The 17,268-nt window shown below is 41.9% G+C and carries 17 protein-coding genes; 14 read left to right on the plus strand and 3 right to left on the minus strand.

Going from position 1 to position 17,268, the window contains the following annotated elements; genetic code table 11:
- Positions 1-34: 34 nt before the first annotated feature.
- The 5 genes from rpmF (at position 35) to lysM (ending at position 3,647) form a co-directional block, all read left to right on the plus strand.
- Positions 35-217, plus strand: a complete 183-nt coding sequence (gene rpmF / locus ACTXGL_RS11295; RefSeq protein WP_057758809.1) for a 50S ribosomal protein L32 — start codon at positions 35-37, stop codon at positions 215-217.
- Positions 218-640: 423 nt separating this feature from the next.
- The gene (fabD, locus tag ACTXGL_RS11300; RefSeq protein ID WP_443526872.1) at positions 641-1,609 is read left to right on the plus strand and encodes an ACP S-malonyltransferase; all 969 of its coding nucleotides are present in this window, start codon (positions 641-643) and stop codon (positions 1,607-1,609) included.
- Positions 1,606-2,334 carry a 3-oxoacyl-ACP reductase FabG gene (fabG, locus tag ACTXGL_RS11305; protein ID WP_057758813.1) on the plus strand — a complete coding sequence of 243 codons (729 nt, stop codon included), beginning with the start codon at positions 1,606-1,608 and terminating at the stop codon, positions 2,332-2,334. The genes fabD and fabG overlap by 4 nt, the downstream gene beginning before the upstream one ends.
- A gap of 260 nt (positions 2,335-2,594) precedes the next feature.
- Entirely contained in the window at positions 2,595-2,831 is a 237-nt protein-coding gene (gene acpP / locus ACTXGL_RS11310) for an acyl carrier protein (protein ID WP_057758815.1), read from the plus strand.
- A 306-nt stretch (positions 2,832-3,137) separates the two neighbouring features.
- Positions 3,138-3,647 carry a peptidoglycan-binding protein LysM gene (gene lysM, locus ACTXGL_RS11315; RefSeq protein ID WP_071003170.1) on the plus strand — a complete coding sequence of 170 codons (510 nt, stop codon included), beginning with the start codon at positions 3,138-3,140 and terminating at the stop codon, positions 3,645-3,647.
- Between the two features lie 122 nt (positions 3,648-3,769).
- Here the strand turns inward: lysM and queG are convergent, their stop codons facing one another.
- On the minus strand, positions 3,770-4,942 hold the full coding sequence (gene queG, locus ACTXGL_RS11320; RefSeq protein ID WP_443526873.1) for a tRNA epoxyqueuosine(34) reductase QueG: 1,173 nt from the start codon (positions 4,940-4,942) through the stop codon (positions 3,770-3,772).
- A gap of 197 nt (positions 4,943-5,139) precedes the next feature.
- On the opposite strand from queG, the gene ACTXGL_RS11325 reads away from it, so the two are divergent.
- The gene (locus ACTXGL_RS11325; protein WP_443526874.1) at positions 5,140-6,963 is read left to right on the plus strand and encodes an NAD(P)H-hydrate dehydratase; all 1,824 of its coding nucleotides are present in this window, start codon (positions 5,140-5,142) and stop codon (positions 6,961-6,963) included.
- A gap of 15 nt (positions 6,964-6,978) precedes the next feature.
- On the opposite strand, the gene ACTXGL_RS11330 is transcribed toward ACTXGL_RS11325, so the two are convergent.
- Positions 6,979-7,476 carry a DUF4124 domain-containing protein gene (locus ACTXGL_RS11330; RefSeq protein ID WP_443526875.1) on the minus strand — a complete coding sequence of 166 codons (498 nt, stop codon included), beginning with the start codon at positions 7,474-7,476 and terminating at the stop codon, positions 6,979-6,981.
- Between the two features lie 970 nt (positions 7,477-8,446).
- Between ACTXGL_RS11330 and ACTXGL_RS11335 the strand changes: the two genes are divergently transcribed.
- From ACTXGL_RS11335 to ACTXGL_RS11370, 8 genes are all read left to right on the plus strand, one after another.
- Positions 8,447-10,159 (plus strand): acetolactate synthase 3 large subunit, encoded by a 1,713-nt coding sequence (locus ACTXGL_RS11335; protein WP_443526909.1) that lies wholly within the window; start codon positions 8,447-8,449, stop codon positions 10,157-10,159.
- Positions 10,159-10,656: an acetolactate synthase small subunit gene (gene ilvN / locus ACTXGL_RS11340; RefSeq protein WP_319052058.1), complete on the plus strand. Its 498-nt coding sequence runs from the start codon at positions 10,159-10,161 to the stop codon at positions 10,654-10,656. The genes ACTXGL_RS11335 and ilvN overlap by 1 nt, the downstream gene beginning before the upstream one ends.
- 149 nt (positions 10,657-10,805) lie before the next feature.
- Positions 10,806-11,822, plus strand: coding sequence for a ketol-acid reductoisomerase (gene ilvC / locus ACTXGL_RS11345; RefSeq protein WP_238038758.1), 1,017 nt, complete (start codon positions 10,806-10,808; stop codon positions 11,820-11,822).
- A 255-nt stretch (positions 11,823-12,077) separates the two neighbouring features.
- Positions 12,078-12,503, plus strand: a complete 426-nt coding sequence (locus tag ACTXGL_RS11350; protein WP_443526876.1) for a hypothetical protein — start codon at positions 12,078-12,080, stop codon at positions 12,501-12,503.
- 369 nt (positions 12,504-12,872) lie between these two features.
- Positions 12,873-13,085 (plus strand): cold-shock protein, encoded by a 213-nt coding sequence (locus tag ACTXGL_RS11355; protein ID WP_057758834.1) that lies wholly within the window; start codon positions 12,873-12,875, stop codon positions 13,083-13,085.
- Positions 13,086-13,337: 252 nt separating this feature from the next.
- The gene (locus tag ACTXGL_RS11360; RefSeq protein ID WP_443526877.1) at positions 13,338-13,910 is read left to right on the plus strand and encodes a DUF421 domain-containing protein; all 573 of its coding nucleotides are present in this window, start codon (positions 13,338-13,340) and stop codon (positions 13,908-13,910) included.
- Positions 13,911-14,355: 445 nt separating this feature from the next.
- Complete coding sequence (locus tag ACTXGL_RS11365) at positions 14,356-15,105, plus strand: electron transfer flavoprotein subunit beta/FixA family protein (protein ID WP_443526878.1); 750 nt, start codon at positions 14,356-14,358, stop codon at positions 15,103-15,105.
- Positions 15,106-15,252: 147 nt separating this feature from the next.
- Positions 15,253-16,185: an electron transfer flavoprotein subunit alpha/FixB family protein gene (locus ACTXGL_RS11370; protein WP_443526879.1), complete on the plus strand. Its 933-nt coding sequence runs from the start codon at positions 15,253-15,255 to the stop codon at positions 16,183-16,185.
- 206 nt (positions 16,186-16,391) lie between these two features.
- Here ACTXGL_RS11370 and ACTXGL_RS11375 read toward each other — a convergent pair whose 3' ends face one another.
- Positions 16,392-17,186: a TrmH family RNA methyltransferase gene (locus ACTXGL_RS11375; protein WP_443526880.1), complete on the minus strand. Its 795-nt coding sequence runs from the start codon at positions 17,184-17,186 to the stop codon at positions 16,392-16,394.
- Between the last annotated feature and the right edge of the window lie 82 nt (positions 17,187-17,268).

Below are 17,268 nucleotides of genomic sequence, written 5' to 3' on the forward strand. Positions count from 1 at the left end.
TAAGCTTATCCCTTTTAAGTATAGGAGCTATATCATGGCTGTTCAAAAAAGTCGTAAAAGCCGTTCTCGTCGTGACATGCGCCGTTCACATCACCGTATGGAAATTGCTGAACTAAGCGTAGACGCTACTACTGGTGAAAAACATCGTCGTCATCACATGACTAAAGATGGTTTCTATCGAGGCCGTCAGCTATTTAAAGTAAGTCAAGACGCCTAAGACATTGACTCTATGATAATTTGAGCAAAGCAGTGATAGTACTGGTGACTGTCATTGTTTTGCCTGATTATTATTAGTCAATAAGCTTCGAGCTAAAAAAGCCAAGTTATTTCGCTATCATATATTATGTGGCTGGATAACTTGGCTTTTTGTTATTTATGACTCTACTCATTACCTAAACGAGCTTCTGTTCCCTAGTAGATAATAGAGCATGATAACGTCATTAGTCTTTTGGTTCGCACAGCGCTTCACTATCATCGTTTGATACGCATCCGCTATGATAATGGCTTGCGTCAGTGTATAGTTTACTGACAATCCGTTGTCGTAGACAGGTAGTCGAAGTAGCAGCTTTGTATAACATCTAATAATATAATAAACCCCATTGTTTTTAGGGATATTCTAATCAGATAAGGAATATTGGTTATGACTTCTGTACCCGATATGGTAAAAAAGCAACCCGCTCGTATCGCGGTTATTTTTCCTGGTCAAGGATCTCAAGCCGTCGCAATGACAAGTGAGCTTGCTGAAACTTACCCAGAGATACGTGATACGTTTACCGAAGCGAGTGAAGCGCTTGGTGAGGATTTGTGGGCAATCTGTCAAGATGAAGATAAACTCAATCAAACTCAATACACTCAGCCAGCGCTATTGACAGCTAGTATTGCTATTTGGCGTGTCTTACAACAACAACTTAAAGAAACGCCTTGTTATTTAGCGGGTCATTCTCTTGGCGAATATAGCGCGTTATGTGCTGCCAATGTGATATCGCTTGGTCATGCCGTGACCTTGGTACATAAGCGTGGTCAGTTGATGCAAGAGGCTGTTGTAGGGGTTGATACTGCTATGGCTGCCGTATTAGGACTTGAAGACAATAGAGTCGAAAACCTATGTGAACAAGCAACAGAACATGTTGAAGCTGCTGTAGTTGGTGCTGCTAATTTTAATAGTCCAGGGCAAGTGGTTATTTCGGGTAATGCTGCGGGCGTCAACGCTGTTATCGACAAAGTAAAAAATACTGGCAAAAAATCTGTGCCCCTAAAGGTAAGTGTGCCATCTCATTGCGCACTGATGGAACCTGCAAGTAATGCCTTAGCTGAGATATTAGCAGAGATCAAATTTGATCAGGCTACTATCCCTGTAATTCAAAATCGCCATGCGCGTGTTGAGACCAGTGCAGCGGGCATCAAGCAAGCCTTAACTGAACAGCTAAGTGAACCTGTATTGTGGTCAAAGACTATGCAAGAGTTGGCTGACAAGCAAATTAATATATTAATCGAGTGTGGCAGTGGTAATGTCCTCAGCAATTTGGCGAAGCGTCAAGCACAGCCGATCGCAAGCTATCCGACTGACAAGCCTGCCCGTCTAGAAAAATTATTAGAGGTGTTATTATGAGCCGTACGATTACATTAGTGACTGGTGCTAGCCGCGGTATTGGAAAGGCAGTTGCTAAACGCTTTGCGAAAGAAGGACATTTCGTCATTGGCACAGCCACTACAGAGAAAGGTGCTGAGCTGATTGATGATTATCTTCACGATACTGGCGGTATTGGCCGTGTTTTAGATGTACGTGATACTGCCCAAATTGATAAACTGTTCGAAGAAATCGAAAGTGTCTATGGTGCGGTACAGGTACTCGTCAACAACGCAGGTATCACCCAAGATGGTCTACTGATGCGTATGAAAGATGAAGACTGGGAAAACGTCATCGATACCAATTTGACATCAGTATACCGTATGAGTAAGCGTGCAGTACGTGGCATGATGAAAGCACGTCGTGGTCGCATTATCAATATAACCTCCGTCGTCGCTCAAATGGGTAACGCAGGTCAATCTAACTATGCTGCGACCAAAGCCGGTGTAGAAGGGTTCAGCCGTACGCTTGCACGTGAAATCGGTTCACGCCAAGTGACTATCAATTGCGTCGCACCAGGTTTGATCGAAACGGATATGACAGATGAGCTTGATGAGCGCCTATTGAACTCTATGCTAGATGCTGTTCCTATCAGCCGTCTTGGCCAGCCAGAAGACATTGCAGCAGCCGTACATTTCTTAGCCAGCGATGAGGCCAGCTATATCACAGGTGCTGTTATTCCTGTCAATGGTGGCATGTATATGTAGGCGTTACACAGTTATAATAAAAAACTGTGTGAACGAGTGTAAACTATAATAAAGGGTGCTATAATGACGGATACTTTTGAGTCAAAGCCCTGTATGATAGCAGGTCTTTATTAGACATCAGACAGATTGTACACTATGTCATAGAGTACTCAGACAGCAATGCTGATCTGGCAAATACATTTTATATACCATGCTATAAAGCTTAGATTAAGCGCTATAGCAGTTTATCAAAAATAATAGATGATAACGGAGTGATCTATATGAGTAATGATATCGAACTAAGAGTAAAAGCAGCAGTAGCTGAGCAATTAGGTATGAATGTTGAAGACATCAACAATGATGCTTCATTCATGGAAGACTTAGGTGCAGATTCATTGGACCTAGTTGAACTGGTTATGTCTTTTGAAAGTGATTTTGGTATCACTATTCCTGATGAAGATTCTGCAGAATTGACTACTGTTCAAAAAGCAATCGATTACGTACAAGCTCAGCTATAATTTGCTACACAGTTGATAGTTTTGTGATGCCGCTTATCTTGTAGATAGGCGGTTTTTTTATGCGTCTGTTCTTCTTTATATGCTGACTATGCTAGATATACTGGTTTTCATATGTATGAACTTTGGACTATTGAGTTGTATTAACATAAGCTACGTCAATCCAACATTACTCAACATACTCTTACTATTTACTTTATTCTCCTTTGTCTATACTCATCATGGTAATTAGAAATAGAGCAAGACAATGCTTTATTACACATCATCAAAAAAACAACGATGAATAATAAAAATTTAAGGAGTAGTTATATGGGTATGTTCAGTTTCGCAAAGGATATCGGTGACAAGATTTTTAACCGTGATGACGAAAAGCATGACGCAAAATCTGAAACCAAAGCAGATGCTAATACACCAGTACAAAGCAGTGAGCCTTCAGCACAGTCAGTTGCTAACATCTTGCTACGTCGTATTCAGCAGCAAAACCTAAATATCAGCAATCTAAAAATCAAATATAATGGTTCTACAGATACCGCAGAGATTAGTGGTAATGCTAAGACTCAAGCTGATCGCGAAAAAGCCATCATCGCTATTGGTAATGTGCAGAACGTCGCAAAAGTTATTGACAATATCGACATCGAAGAAGATGCGCCTGAATCAACTATGTATACCGTAAAGTCTGGCGATAGTTTATCTAAAATTGCCAAAGACGTTTATGGCGAATCTGGTGATTATATGAAAATATTCGAAGCCAACAAGCCAATGCTATCTGATCCAGACAAAATTTATCCAGGTCAAGTACTACGCATTCCTAAGCCATAATTCTCAAAAGTGCTTAGAGATTGAGTAGAGTCGACTAAATATAAAAAAGCCTCTTATGTTTAAGAGGCTTTTTTTGTGGGTTTCTATCAGATCAAATAATGAGTTCACATATTTATTCGTATCTATGAAGTGGTTAGCTCGCTATTAGGATTTAATTTTTTATACTGCTCATCCAATGCCCATTCGATATGTTCGTCGAGCATAGCATTATGTATAGTCAACTTAGATTTCAGTTGCTCAACCACTTCCAAACTGGCATTGGCGTTGCCCAAACCAATCGTGATATTACGCAAAAAATTGATATAGCCTGTGCGTCTAAGGGGACTACCTTGTGTATTTTTTAAAAAGTCCGCTTCCTGCCATTGCCATAATTCAAGCAAACTGCTGTTATCAAGACCATGTCTTGGCGCGAAGTCCTCGACGGTAGTAAGGTTGGCGTATCGATTCCATGGACATATCAGCTGACAATCATCACAGCCGAACACCCGATTGCCAATCGCGCGTCGGTACTTGATATCAATAACACCATCGTGCTCAATTGTTAAATAAGAGATACAGGCAGATGCATTAAGCTCATAAGGCGCTACAATCGCTTGAGTAGGACATATGTCAATACAAGCGCTGCAACTACCACAGTGTTCCTTAACAGGCTCATCATCGGGTAATTCAAGGCTCAAAAACAACTCACCCAGCACAAAGAATGAGCCCGCTTGTTTGTTGATCAATAACGTATGCTTGCCTGTCCAGCCAAGACCTGCAGCATCTGCGATAGGCCGCTCAAATATAGGCGCAGAATCGCTGAAAGGTCTGAAGATAAATTCTTTTTCTGCACCGATACCTAGATGTTGCCATTCAGGAAGCATGGCTTCGATATTCAAGGCCAATTGCTTCAAGCGGCTACGCATCGTCTTATGATAGTCACGTCCTCTGGCGTAACGCGCGATGATGCCTTGATTGGGATGATCGTTGTCCGTGACAGCACGCGGCGTCGGTGCCTGAGTGAGATAATCCATTCGTACACTGATAATGGTCTTTGCACCATCTACTAACTCCTCGGGATGAGCACGCAGATGGTGGTTGTTATGCATGAACTGTAATTGACCCTCGTAGCCTTTACTCAGCCACTGCTGTAACTGTTCAACTTGCTGGGTAAACAAAGGATGGTGGACAGATAGAAATCCACAGTCAGCAAACCCTAGTGCTTGTGCTTGCGCTTTTATCCATTGCTTAACCTCTGCTGTGGTTGAAAATACATAGGCGTCGCTAATGGCAATCTTTTTTTTATCAGTATGCATAAATATAGATGCTTATTTGGTTCGATTGGAGGTTTTGTGTTTGATCATAAGTGATGGGTGTACCGATATGATAAGCCAGTGAGTGACGAGCGCAAGTATAAAAGAAAATAAACCTACAGTCATATCGATACATAAGTCGATATTAGCTTTTGCTAAGCTAGTACGAAATATAAGAAAAGACCAGTAGAGGACATAAAATGAAAAATCAAACCATTATATTACCCATAAAAAACACAAAACCTGTGGCATTGTATAGTAGCAAGCAAGTATATGCGATGGAGCAAGCATGGTTTGTAGAAGGGTACGATAGCTTTTGGCTAATGAAACAAGCCGCTTGGCAGATGACGCAACGGATAGAACAGCTTTACGAGCAAAAATACTTTGAAAACAGTCATCCCAATATTCATGTTTATCATCATGATACTTGTCCGCATCGGGCATGCATCTGGGTAGGAAAGGGTAATAATGGCGGGGACGGCTGGCTCATTGCTCATTATTTGCAGCAAGCAGGCTGGCAAGTCGAAGTAATCACTGTCGGTTTTGATAAAAGTGATCTTGCCATAAACAGTCAGACAGTAATTGCTAATCATAAAAATAGTGATAGCAGTAACATGACTGATGCTACCAAAGCGCTACAGATAGCCTTATCTGCCAATTGCAACTATCGACGTTTTGAAGAGATCCATAATCGTCAAGATAGTTCAAACGAAAGTATCTTATCTGCGGATATGCATATCGATGCTCTCTTTGGTATTGGACTTGATCGTGCGCCAGAAGGTATCTACAAAGAAGCGATTAATACTTTCAATGATAGTACGCAACGATATAAAGCATTAGCAGTGGCAGTCGATATTCCAAGTGGGTTGGTGGCCTCTACTGGTGAAGTGTTCGACCGCGTTGCGATACAGGCTGATGTGACTTTGTGTCTGATAGCACGCAAGTTCGGTCTGCATACCAAAGATGGTACAGATTATAGCGGAGAAGTCACTGATATACCGCTCATACCTTATGAGTTGACGCAACCACAAAAAGCTAGCAACCATACGATAGCCAATGAAAGCACGAGCCCAGCATCTGAACCCATTGCTATGCTGCTGAAGGCTGCACATAGTATGCAGGCACGCCGTCAAAACAGTTATAAAGGCAGCTATGGTCACGCACTCGTTATCGGCGGAAATCGTATTGATGGCTCACAAGGTATGGGCGGAGCCGCGATACTCGCTGCGTCTAGTACGATGGCTACTGGTGCTGGAAAGATAACGGTTGCCTGCCATGAGGCTTTTCATTGTGCATTGTTAACCTCGTTGCCAGATGCCATGACCATTAATCTGCACGATACAGATAGCGTGAAGACCTTAATAAAACAAGCCAGCGTTGTTGCTATCGGTATGGGATTAGGCCGTGACGAAAAAGCAAAAGCACTATTCATCGATTATATAAAGGCAGCTATAGAGTATGAAAAATCAATAGTGATTGATGCTGATGGGCTTTATCATTTAGCATCGCTGCATATGGACAGTCATGAACTGGTAAAAGAGCTACAAGAATACAGCTTGTATCATCAAGTTTGTATGACACCGCATAGTGGGGAAGCGGCTAGGTTACTTGATCAAAAAATCAGCGAGGTAGAGCGTGATAGACTGCAAGCTATAACACAATGCGCTAAGGTTTATGGTGGTGACTGGGTACTAAAGGGAGCAGGGTCATTAGTGTTGGAGCAAAAATCAGGGCGAAAGCAGGTATACGTCTGCAATGCCGGAAACGCTGGTATGGCAACGGCTGGCATGGGTGATGTATTATCTGGTGTGACTGCTGGATTGTTGGCGCAGCAGGACTTAGTATCAGCGTCGCGCAGCTTGCATCAAGCAGTACTTATACATGGGTTTGCAGGGGATGTGTTGGTCAACCAAACGGGCGATTGTTATAGTAACAATATGCTATTGGTCGGACAGCGAGGGCTACAAGCTCAAGATATGCCAGCAGCCATTCGCCATGTTATGCAGCTAATGATTGTTGAGTAATCATCGCTACAAAAACTAGGTCGTAGCGCTACCACAGTACTGATTGATTGCTTGTTGTACGCGCTCACGTTTTAGCTCAATTTCACGTCCATCTAAGTATTGACGTTTGCCATCTGCATCCATCTCATAGATACGTCCGCCAACATTTAGGTTGGTTAGGTTATTGCGCAGCGATTGACAGCGCTGGGCATTGGCCTGTGCTTCTTGTTCTTTAATACGTGCTTCAAGAGCGGCTACACGCTGCTCTTCTGCCGTTTGGGTATTATTGCTTTGGCTGGCATCTGTTTTGCCTGCCATTTCTCCAGCGTTGTTTTGTCTGCCGTCACTACGAAACTCAATCAATTCGATGTTTTTGCCATTCTGCGGAGCATGTTGACTGTACTTGACTTCACCATGTGCACCAATGGATTTATATACCTGAATAGCCTGACTGGCATTCATAGACAGCATTAGCATACACGCAGTGCTCGTTAGCAGTTTGGCAGCAGTAGTGATTATAGATGCATATGCCATAGTGGCAATCCTCTTGTTTGGTAGAAGCAGATAGGTATAAGGTTAAATATAACATTTAAGCCTGTTATTGATAGTAATAACCTGCCGACTTTTGATTTTAGCAAAAAATACTTATCAATGTATATTACTTAATAACTAATAGTTAGGTATAGGGTTTAGAAGTTTTTCTTGACAATAGGGTCTAAACCATCGAATATAAGAGCAGTTGATTGGTCAGTGAGCGGCTTTTATGATATTGCCGTGGCACTTGTGAATGCAAACTACGGGTTACTTATCGGTAGCTTACGCAGTTTTATTTCCTTTGTGATCATGATTAGCAGACGTAGTGGTCAAGCGACTACTAACCGCTAATCATCGTCTCCGGACTTATCTGTCTACAATGACTAAGATAAACTTATTATTTAAAATGTACTACATGTGATTCTATCAGTTGTGTTAAACATAAGGTAAGTATAAGGTTTTTTAAAAATCTATCGTAAGGGTCAATACGCTTGCGAGACAGCCAAATTATTGGCTATAGAATTTATCTTATTTGTTTATATCTATACGGCTGTACCAATGAATTTGTCATCAGTGCTTGCTTGTATTCACTTGCAATAATAAGCCTCTTTTTTAGATGCACTCGTATCTTGTCACTGTATATCGATAAATGTCCATCACAAAGCTGACCTTAAATACATTGCTGTGTTTGAGTGATTTGTTGTCTTCAAAAACAACGTAACTCAATACATTAGGCAAATATTCTTGATATGGACAAGAATTGGCAGTCATTTTACGAACTTAGAAGTAATGCCTACATGGATTCTCTCTCCTCATAAAATACTGCAAATTCTCGCCGCAAAAAAAGGTGATGACAGTGACGCAAACCACGCAAAGTCCGAATATGACGGGACATACCCAAACGGGTAATGCCGCCAAAAATTTTGAAGAAAAGCAACAACGTCTCGCAGAGGGCAGTGCAGAGCCTGTAATGCTATCGGGCGCTGAAATGCTGGTACAAGCGCTGACTGACGAAGGTGTCGAATACATCTTTGGTTACCCAGGTGGTGCTGTTCTACACATTTATGATGCGCTGTTTCAGCAAGAAGCCGTTGAACACATTCTAGTACGCCACGAGCAGGCTGCGGGTCACATGGCAGATGCTTATTCACGAGTGACTGGCAATACTGGTGTGGTGCTCGCAACCTCAGGTCCTGGTGCAACCAATACCGTTACTGCAATTGCTACTGCCTTTATGGACTCAGTACCGATGGTAGTGATTTCAGGTCAGGTACCAAGTAGCCTAATCGGCGAAGATGCTTTCCAAGAAACAGATATGGTTGGGGTGTCACGCCCTATCGTTAAGCATAGCTTCCAAGTACGCCATGCTAGCGAAATTCCTATGATTGTCAAAAAGGCATTCCATATCGCGCAGTCTGGACGTCCAGGTCCTGTGGTTATTGATGTGCCAAAAGACATGACCGCCCCTAGCGAAAAACATGCCTATGAGTACCCAGAAGAGGTATTTATACGTTCGTACCAGCCTTCGCTCAAAGGCCATAGTGGTCAGATTAAAAAGGCGGTTGAGACGTTACTCGCGGCGCAGCGTCCAGTAGTGTATGCAGGCGGCGGTGTGATCTGGAGTAAGGCGCACGAAGAGTTGACTGACCTTGCGCATCGTCTAAATCTGCCAGTGACCAATACATTGATGGGTCTGGGTACTTTCCCGGGCTCAGATGAGCAGTTCTTAGGCATGCTCGGTATGCACGGTACCTATGAAGCCAACATGAGTATGCATCATGCTGATGTTATTTTGGCAGTCGGTGCGCGTTTTGATGATCGTGTGACCAATAACGTCAAAAAATTCTGTCCTAATGCGACTATTATTCATATCGATATCGATCCCGCTTCGATTTCAAAAACCATTCTGGCGCATATTCCTATCGTAGGCGATGTGAAGTCGGTCTTAACGGACATGCTAGAGATTGTTGGTCAAGACAAGCAGCTAGAGCAGCATGCCCTACTAGATTGGTGGTCACAGATCAATGAGTGGCGTAAGCGCCATGGTCTGCGTTATGACACCAGTACAGACAATGGTATCAAGCCACAAAGCGCAGTACAGGCTCTAGATAAAGTGACTAATAGTAACGCTATTATCACCAGTGACGTCGGTCAGCATCAGATGTTTGCAGCACTTTACTACACGTACAATGAGCCTCGTCAGTGGTTGAACTCAGGTGGTCTAGGTACCATGGGTGTGGGCTTACCATATGCGATGGCAGCAAAGCTTGCTAACCCTGAGCGTGACGTCGTTTGTATCACAGGTGAAGGCTCTATTCAGATGAATATCCAAGAGCTATCAACTTGCCTACAGTACAACTTGCCAGTAAAAATCCTAAACCTAAATAACGCCCAGTTAGGTATGGTGAAGCAGTGGCAGGACATGTTGTATGAAGGTCGCCACGCCCAGTCTTACATGAATTCATTACCAGACTTTGTCAAATTGGCTGAAAGTTATGGTCACGTTGGTATCAAGATCACTGACCCTGCGACCATGGAAGCGCAATTGGCAGAAGCCATGGCAATGAAAGACAAACTGGTATTTATCGATGTTTATGTCGATCGTAACGAGCATGTATATCCAATGCAAATCGCTGGGCAAGCTATGCGTGATATGTGGTTAACAAAAGGGGAGCGTACCTAATGCAACAACAACATCTGATTTCGGTATTGATGGAAAACGAAGCGGGTTCGTTGTCGCGTCTAGTCGGCTTGTTCTCACAGCGTGGCTACAATATCGAAACGCTAAACGTCGCACCTACTGATGACCCAAGCATCTCTCGCCTAACATTGACAACTATTACGTCACCAGAGAGAATCGAGCAGATCACCAAACAATTGCATAAATTGATTGAAGTGGTTAAAGTGCACAATCTAACAGAGAATGTACACGTCGAGCGTGAATTGATGCTGATCAAAGTACGAGCGACTGGTAGTGTGCGCGAAGAGATCAAACGTAGTGCAGATATTTTCCGTGCGCAGATCGTCGACGTCAATGCCAATTTATATACGATTCAAATCGTTGGCGACAAGGCAAAGCTTGACGGCTTTATCGATGTGCTCGGACGTGAGCGCATTATGGAAGTGGTTCGCTCGGGTGTGATTGGTATTGCTCGCGGTGAAAAGACGCTGAGTATTTAATACTCATTACGACCTATTTTAATCAAGCTCTACTTTAATCAAAAACTATTTATCTAAATCAACAAGACGCTTATGCCAGTGACTATATTAATTACAGCATAAGCGTTTACTATCCATGGCAAGCCATGATTGAGACAAGGACTCTATTTATGAACGTTTTTTATGACAAAGATTGTGATTTATCAATTATCCAAGGTAAAAAAGTTGCCATTATCGGTTACGGTTCACAAGGCCATGCGCACGCGCTTAACCTACAAGATTCTGACGTTGATGTGACGGTTGGTCTACGTGCCAACTCAGGCTCATGGAAAAAAGCTGAAAATGCCGGTCTAAAAGTTGCTGAAGTAGAAGAAGCGGTAAAAGCTGCTGACGTTATCATGATTTTGACACCTGATGAGTTTCAAAAAGAGCTCTATAACGACGTCATCGAGCCAAACATCAAAGAAGGCGCGACATTAGCTTTCGCTCATGGTTTTGCTATTCATTACAATCAAGTGGTACCGCGCGGTGATCTAGATGTCATCATGGTTGCGCCAAAAGCACCAGGTCATACCGTACGTTCAGAATTTACTAAAGGCGGCGGTATCCCAGATCTTATCGCCATCTATCAAGATGCTTCTGGTCAAGCCAAACAACTAGCACTATCGTATGCTGCTGGTGTCGGTGGCGGTCGTTCAGGTATCATCGAAACTACGTTCAAAGATGAGACAGAAACGGATCTATTTGGCGAGCAAGCAGTGCTTTGTGGCGGTGCAGTAGAGCTAGTAAAAATGGGCTTTGAGACACTAACAGAAGCAGGCTACGCACCAGAAATGGCTTACTTTGAGTGTCTACATGAGCTAAAGCTAATTGTTGATTTGATGTATGAAGGCGGTATCGCTGACATGAACTATTCAATCAGTAATAACGCTGAGTATGGTGAATACGTTACGGGTCCTGAAGTTATCAATGAGCAGTCACGTGAAGCTATGCGTAATGCGCTAAAACGCATCCAATCGGGCGAATACGCGAAGATGTTCATCTCTGAAGGTGCAACCAACTATCCATCAATGACAGCACGTCGTCGCAACAACGCTGAGCATCAAATCGAGACAACTGGTGCCAAGCTACGCGGTATGATGCCTTGGATCGGTGGTAACAAAATTATCGATAAAGACAAAAACTAAATCGATATCACTCTAAAGTATACTGCTAGATAGTCCTACAACCCGTGTTATCACTCGATAGCACGGGTTTTTTAAGTCATGCTTGGTAGAGACACAAGTTATTATATGTGCTGGTTGAAAAGTAGTAATAACTGCCCAATATAAGCAGTCATCTCTGCACTGTCCAAAGTGCTTTTACTACGCTTATTTGTCTTTGAATAACAGATGCAGATGGGTGTCTCATTCTTATTTTCTACAGATTACAGGTTGTATGTTGTGCAAATATATTATCCAGACTGGCTAACGCCGCAATTCGTGTATGTGACTCTCAGCGCTGTGGTAGCAGTTTTAATTTGGATAGAAGGGGAGATGCTCAAAAAAACAGATGGCAAATTGCCCAAATCTAAATTTTTTCAATTCAGCTCGCTTTTAGATACGATATGGTTCTTCATCTCTGTAGTCGCTCTATATGTGATTGATTTGGCACCGTTAGCGATTGCGGTTCCTGCTGCTTATGGTATCTATACTACCTTCGGTTGGATATATGGCACACGGTTACTAAAGCGCAAAGGAATTCCAGACTCTCCGAAAGACCTTGTGATACCAGCCAAATATATTGCCTATAGCCAATCGTTCTCATTAATCTTTTTTGCGTTATGCTTGTTAGTATTAAGTGCACCATGGCTACCTATATCGCAATAAGTAATGATTAGTATAAAGTCCTAGAATGGTTTGATTGTTTGAGTTGTTGATAGATCCACTAACACGTCAGTTAGTATAATAAAGATTAAAAATCATTTAATATCAGCATGATATGTTTATAAATATGTTTTATCCTAAGTCGAAATAATAGCTAAAATTTATTTACAAAAATTATTAATTTAGACTGTTACCCACATCGAAAACTGTTATAATCAGGCTGTACCCGAAATATTTTAGGTAAAAATTTTGAATTTTCTTTTAGATTATTTAAGGTTTTTATGATTGCATCAAGCAAAAAATACGAAGGTATATATCAATTAATCGGTGATGACACAAGTCTCGCCAACAGTTAAAGAGTCAGGAAAATTTATGTCAGATAAAGTTGAAGGCACTGTAAAGTGGTTTAATGAAGCTAAAGGTTTTGGTTTTATCGCTCAAGACAACGGCGGACAAGACGTATTTGCTCACTACAGCGCTATCCAAGGTAACGGTTTCAAAACTCTAGCCGAAGGCCAAAAAGTGTCTTTCATCTTAGGTGATGGCAAAAAAGGCCCACAAGCTGAGCAAATCGAAGCTATCTAATTTTATTTATTATTAAGTTGGCTTCTTAAGCAGACTTGATAACAGTAATATGACTAATATGCATTGATTACTTTGTTTGTTAAAACAATAAAAATACTGTATCGACTTTAAAGAAAAGCAACCTCTTATCAGGTTGCTTTTTTTGTATCATCATATTTATAGCAGAAAGATTTGTAAGAAATATCGTTGATATTTTCACAAGTATCATCAGTTCGTAATAGATACTGACTAAACTAAAAATAGGGTTCTATGATGAAATGGGAAACTTGGCTTTCAATTGACTGGCAACAGATACTAGGTATTTCTATATCCGCAGTAGGTTTTTATTTGGGTCTGATGCTGTTTACACGCCTCATGGGTTTACGTAGCTTTTCTAAGCTATCAAGTCATGATTTTGCTATGACTGTCGGTATTGGTAGTATATTGGCCTCTACCGTATTGTCTGATGAGCCCTCTCTACTACAAGGGTTGTGCGCTGTTGCGGTGCTGTTCGTGATTCAAGGCGTGGTCTCAGTGGTAAGGCGTAAAATAAAGCCACTCAAAGCGCTAATAGACAATCAAGCTATCATATTGATGGCACATGGTGAGTATTTTCCAGATAATTTGCAAGAAGCTAACCTAAGTACGAGCGATGTCCAAGAAGTGCTGCGTAAAAACGGTATCAAATCTAAAACTGAGGTATTTGCTGTCATAATGGAAACGACAGGGGATATGAGTGTTATTAAAAATAATGAAGTAACTCCTGATCGGTCATTATTTGATGATATACGTGATAGTGAATTGCTGATTGGTTCTAATGTCAGCTCTAACGAAAATAACCAGTAACAAGTGCTGAGTCCCTATCTATTAACGCTAAAGAGATAAATAATAACAAAATGTTAAGTAAGGCTAGGGCTGAGAATGCTATAAAGGTATCAGTAATTACGACTGTCAATTAAAAAAATCGTGGAATAACGTGCTTATAGACCAATTATTTTAGAATGGTGACAAATTTATGACGCATTATTCACGGCGTTGTCTTGACCTTATCTGCATGCTGACGCAAGATACATAGGTCTGATAATAACGGTTGGCTTAGCTTTAGCAGATTTATCGATAAAGTACACATTGCTAATATGATTGTTGATATTGGCTTGTATTTCTTGAGTAATCATATTCTGTTGATGTAGTAATAACCTTGAGTAGTATTTTGAACGACAATTTGAACCACAACGAAAATTTGGTTCTTAACTGATATTTTTAATTCATAACATTAATAAACGAGGAACGTATGAAAGCATTAGTAGCGGTCAAGCGTGTCATTGATTATAACGTAAAAGTTCGTGTAAAAGCCGACAACTCTGGCGTTGACTTATCAAACACTAAAATGTCAATCAACCCTTTTGATGAAATCGCAGTAGAAGAAGCGGTTCGCCTAAAAGAAGCTGGCGTCATTGATGAGATCATTGTTGCTTCAATCGGTCCAAAAGAATCACAAGAGCAGATTCGTGCAGCTTTAGCACTAGGTGCTGACCGTGGTGTATTAGTAGTAAGTGACAAAAAACCATATCCATTACAAGTTGCTAAGATCTTAAAGAACATCGCTGAAACTGAAAGCACTGATATTATCTTGCTAGGTAAACAGGCGATTGATGATGACAACAACCAAACTGGTCAAATGCTAGCGGCATTGATGGGCATCGGTCAGGGTACGTTTGCATCAGAAGTGAAGGTTGAAGGCGATAAAGTAAATGTAACACGTGAAATCGATGGTGGCCTGCAAACAGTCGCACTTGATTTACCAGCGGTCATCACGACTGATTTACGTTTGAATGAGCCACGTTATGCTAAATTGCCTAACATCATGAAAGCTAAGAAAAAGCCACTTGATGAAAAAACGCCAGCGGATTTCGGTGTTGATATGGCATCTAAGCAAGAAATTATTAAAGTCGTGCCACCTGCTGAACGTAAAGCTGGTATTACAGTAGGGTCAGTTGATGAGTTGGTCGATAAGCTGAAAAACGAAGCAAAAGTTATTTAATATTTTAATGACTGAATGATTTGTTACGGCATATCTTGTACAAGGCTATGGATTGAGCCGTTCTATATGAACTAATAGCCTCTCAAATAGCATTGTACACAAACAACCGCATGAATAGATAACACGAATAAATAAAGGATTAAAACCATGGCAATTTTGGTATATGCAGAACACGACAATGCCAGTCTAAAAAAGGCAACTTTGAATACTATTGCTGCTGCTAAGCAAATGGGTGATGATATCCATGTGTTGGTTGCAGGTAGTGGCGCTCAAGCGGTGGCTGATGAAGCGGCTAAAGCAGAAGGCGTGACCAAAGTACTATTGGCTGACAACGCGGCTTATGAGCATCAACTAGCAGGCAACGTTGCGTTACTGGTTGCAGATATTGCTAGTAACTATAGCCATGTCTTGGCTGCTGCAACGACTACTGGCAAAAACTTTATGCCACGTGCTGCAGCATTACTTGATGTCAGCATGCTGTCAGAGATCTCTGGTGTGGTAGACGCACAAACGTTTGAACGTCCTATCTATGCAGGTAATGCAACAGCGACAGTAAAAACGACAGAAGAAAAAGTCGTACTAACCGTACGTACCACTGCGTTTGATCCAGTAGCAAGCGAAGGTGGTTCAGCGACTGTCGAAACTATCGATAACGTACAAGAAACTGGCAAAGCAAGCTTTGTGAACGAAGAGATGGCTAAGTCTGACCGTCCAGAGTTAACGTCAGCTGGTATCGTAGTTTCTGGTGGTCGTGCACTAGCGAACGGTGAAAACTTCACTAAGTATATCGAGCCACTAGCAGACAAGCTAGGTGCTGCTGTTGGTGCATCACGTGCTGCTGTTGATGCAGGTTATGTACCAAATGATATGCAGGTCGGTCAAACGGGTAAAATCGTTGCACCGCAGCTGTATATCGCAGCTGGTATCTCAGGCGCGATTCAGCATTTGGCTGGTATGAAAGACTCTAAAGTGATTGTCGCTATCAACAATGACCCAGAAGCTCCTATCGCTAGCGTTGCTGATTACTTCCTAGAAGCAGATCTATTTGAAGCATTACCTGAGCTAACCAGCAAGGTATAGTATATAGTCACAGAACTACTAAATGGCTACGGCGTTACCCTCCTTAGATATATTACTTGTACAATCTGCAGTCGGCTGCCTTGTATCCGTTTTAGACTTCTATAACTATATCAGTAGTAGACAGATAACAAAAAACCCACTATCAATTGATAGTGGGTTTTTTCATGCTTGATAGACTGGGTTTTAATAGTAGTTATAAATAGACGCTAAGAGTATTGTCTTTGACGTAAGGTCTCATATAGACATAAAGACCCTGCAATGGCTACGTTTAAACTCTCTTGACCATTTGGCTGCGGTAGCGCTATAGGCGTCGCACATTGCATTAGATCGTCACTAACGCCTTGACCTTCATGACCCATAATCCAAGCCACAGGTGCAGATAAGTCGTGATCGTAAATGATAGTATCTGTATGTGAGCTAGTCGCCAATAGCGGTACCTGTACTTGATCCAGGATATCTTGCGTACTTAAGCCCTCAAAAATAGTCAGTGCAAACTGTGCACCCATACCGGCTCGTAACGTCTTAGGAGACCAAGCTTGAGCTGTAGCACTGGTACATAGGATATTGCGAATACCAACGGCAGCCGCTGTGCGCAGTAGAGTACCGACATTTCCGCTATCTTGTACATCGTTTAAGATCAGGCAATCCTCATCGATCATCGGCAAGCTAGGCGTTGGTACCTTGATGATCGCCATAATATCGATGCCAGTACCTAAGCTACGTATGCTCTCATAAAGCGCGTCTGACAAAACAAGAATAGGCGTATAAGTGGGCAGACGAGTGAGCACTTGCTGAACCTCGGGATGACTACGCGCTGATTCAGATAGTAAGATTTGAACAAAGGGATAGTCACTACGCAGTGCCGCATCTATTAAATGGACGCCTTCTATAACGGTCTGACCGTTCTTTTTGCGTTGGCGCGCTTGTGCTAATAGCGCTTTTACAAGCTTTACGGTTGTGTTCTTATCTGAGGTAATCAGCTCGGTGGGATTGTGTACCATAGTGGATCGCTTAGAGAAGAGTAAAGGAGTCGTTTGGACAACCAGCAAAAGGTCTATTTTTGATTTAGCAATCTGCTGGCTG

This window comes from Psychrobacter sp. T6-6 (genome assembly GCF_052258185.1).
In the GTDB taxonomy this organism is placed as follows: domain Bacteria; phylum Pseudomonadota; class Gammaproteobacteria; order Pseudomonadales; family Moraxellaceae; genus Psychrobacter.

Bases quoted from the DNA above. Each gene is read 5' to 3' on its own strand.
- acpP (WP_057758815.1), top strand. From the start codon at position 2,595: ATGAGTAATGATATCGAACTAAGAGTAAAAGCAGCAGTAGCTGAGCAA.
- queG (WP_443526873.1), bottom strand. From the start codon at position 4,942: ATGCATACTGATAAAAAAAAGATTGCCATTAGCGACGCCTATGTATTT.
- ACTXGL_RS11335 (WP_443526909.1), top strand. From the start codon at position 8,447: ATGCTATCGGGCGCTGAAATGCTGGTACAAGCGCTGACTGACGAAGGT.
- ACTXGL_RS11375 (WP_443526880.1), bottom strand. From the start codon at position 17,186: ATGGTACACAATCCCACCGAGCTGATTACCTCAGATAAGAACACAACC.
- lysM (WP_071003170.1), top strand. From the start codon at position 3,138: ATGGGTATGTTCAGTTTCGCAAAGGATATCGGTGACAAGATTTTTAAC.
- ACTXGL_RS11360 (WP_443526877.1), top strand. From the start codon at position 13,338: ATGAAATGGGAAACTTGGCTTTCAATTGACTGGCAACAGATACTAGGT.
- fabG (WP_057758813.1), top strand. From the start codon at position 1,606: ATGAGCCGTACGATTACATTAGTGACTGGTGCTAGCCGCGGTATTGGA.
- rpmF (WP_057758809.1), top strand. From the start codon at position 35: ATGGCTGTTCAAAAAAGTCGTAAAAGCCGTTCTCGTCGTGACATGCGC.
- ACTXGL_RS11330 (WP_443526875.1), bottom strand. From the start codon at position 7,476: ATGGCATATGCATCTATAATCACTACTGCTGCCAAACTGCTAACGAGC.
- ilvN (WP_319052058.1), top strand. From the start codon at position 10,159: ATGCAACAACAACATCTGATTTCGGTATTGATGGAAAACGAAGCGGGT.
- ACTXGL_RS11365 (WP_443526878.1), top strand. From the start codon at position 14,356: ATGAAAGCATTAGTAGCGGTCAAGCGTGTCATTGATTATAACGTAAAA.
- ACTXGL_RS11355 (WP_057758834.1), top strand. From the start codon at position 12,873: ATGTCAGATAAAGTTGAAGGCACTGTAAAGTGGTTTAATGAAGCTAAA.
- ilvC (WP_238038758.1), top strand. From the start codon at position 10,806: ATGAACGTTTTTTATGACAAAGATTGTGATTTATCAATTATCCAAGGT.
- ACTXGL_RS11325 (WP_443526874.1), top strand. From the start codon at position 5,140: ATGAAAAATCAAACCATTATATTACCCATAAAAAACACAAAACCTGTG.
- fabD (WP_443526872.1), top strand. From the start codon at position 641: ATGACTTCTGTACCCGATATGGTAAAAAAGCAACCCGCTCGTATCGCG.
- ACTXGL_RS11370 (WP_443526879.1), top strand. From the start codon at position 15,253: ATGGCAATTTTGGTATATGCAGAACACGACAATGCCAGTCTAAAAAAG.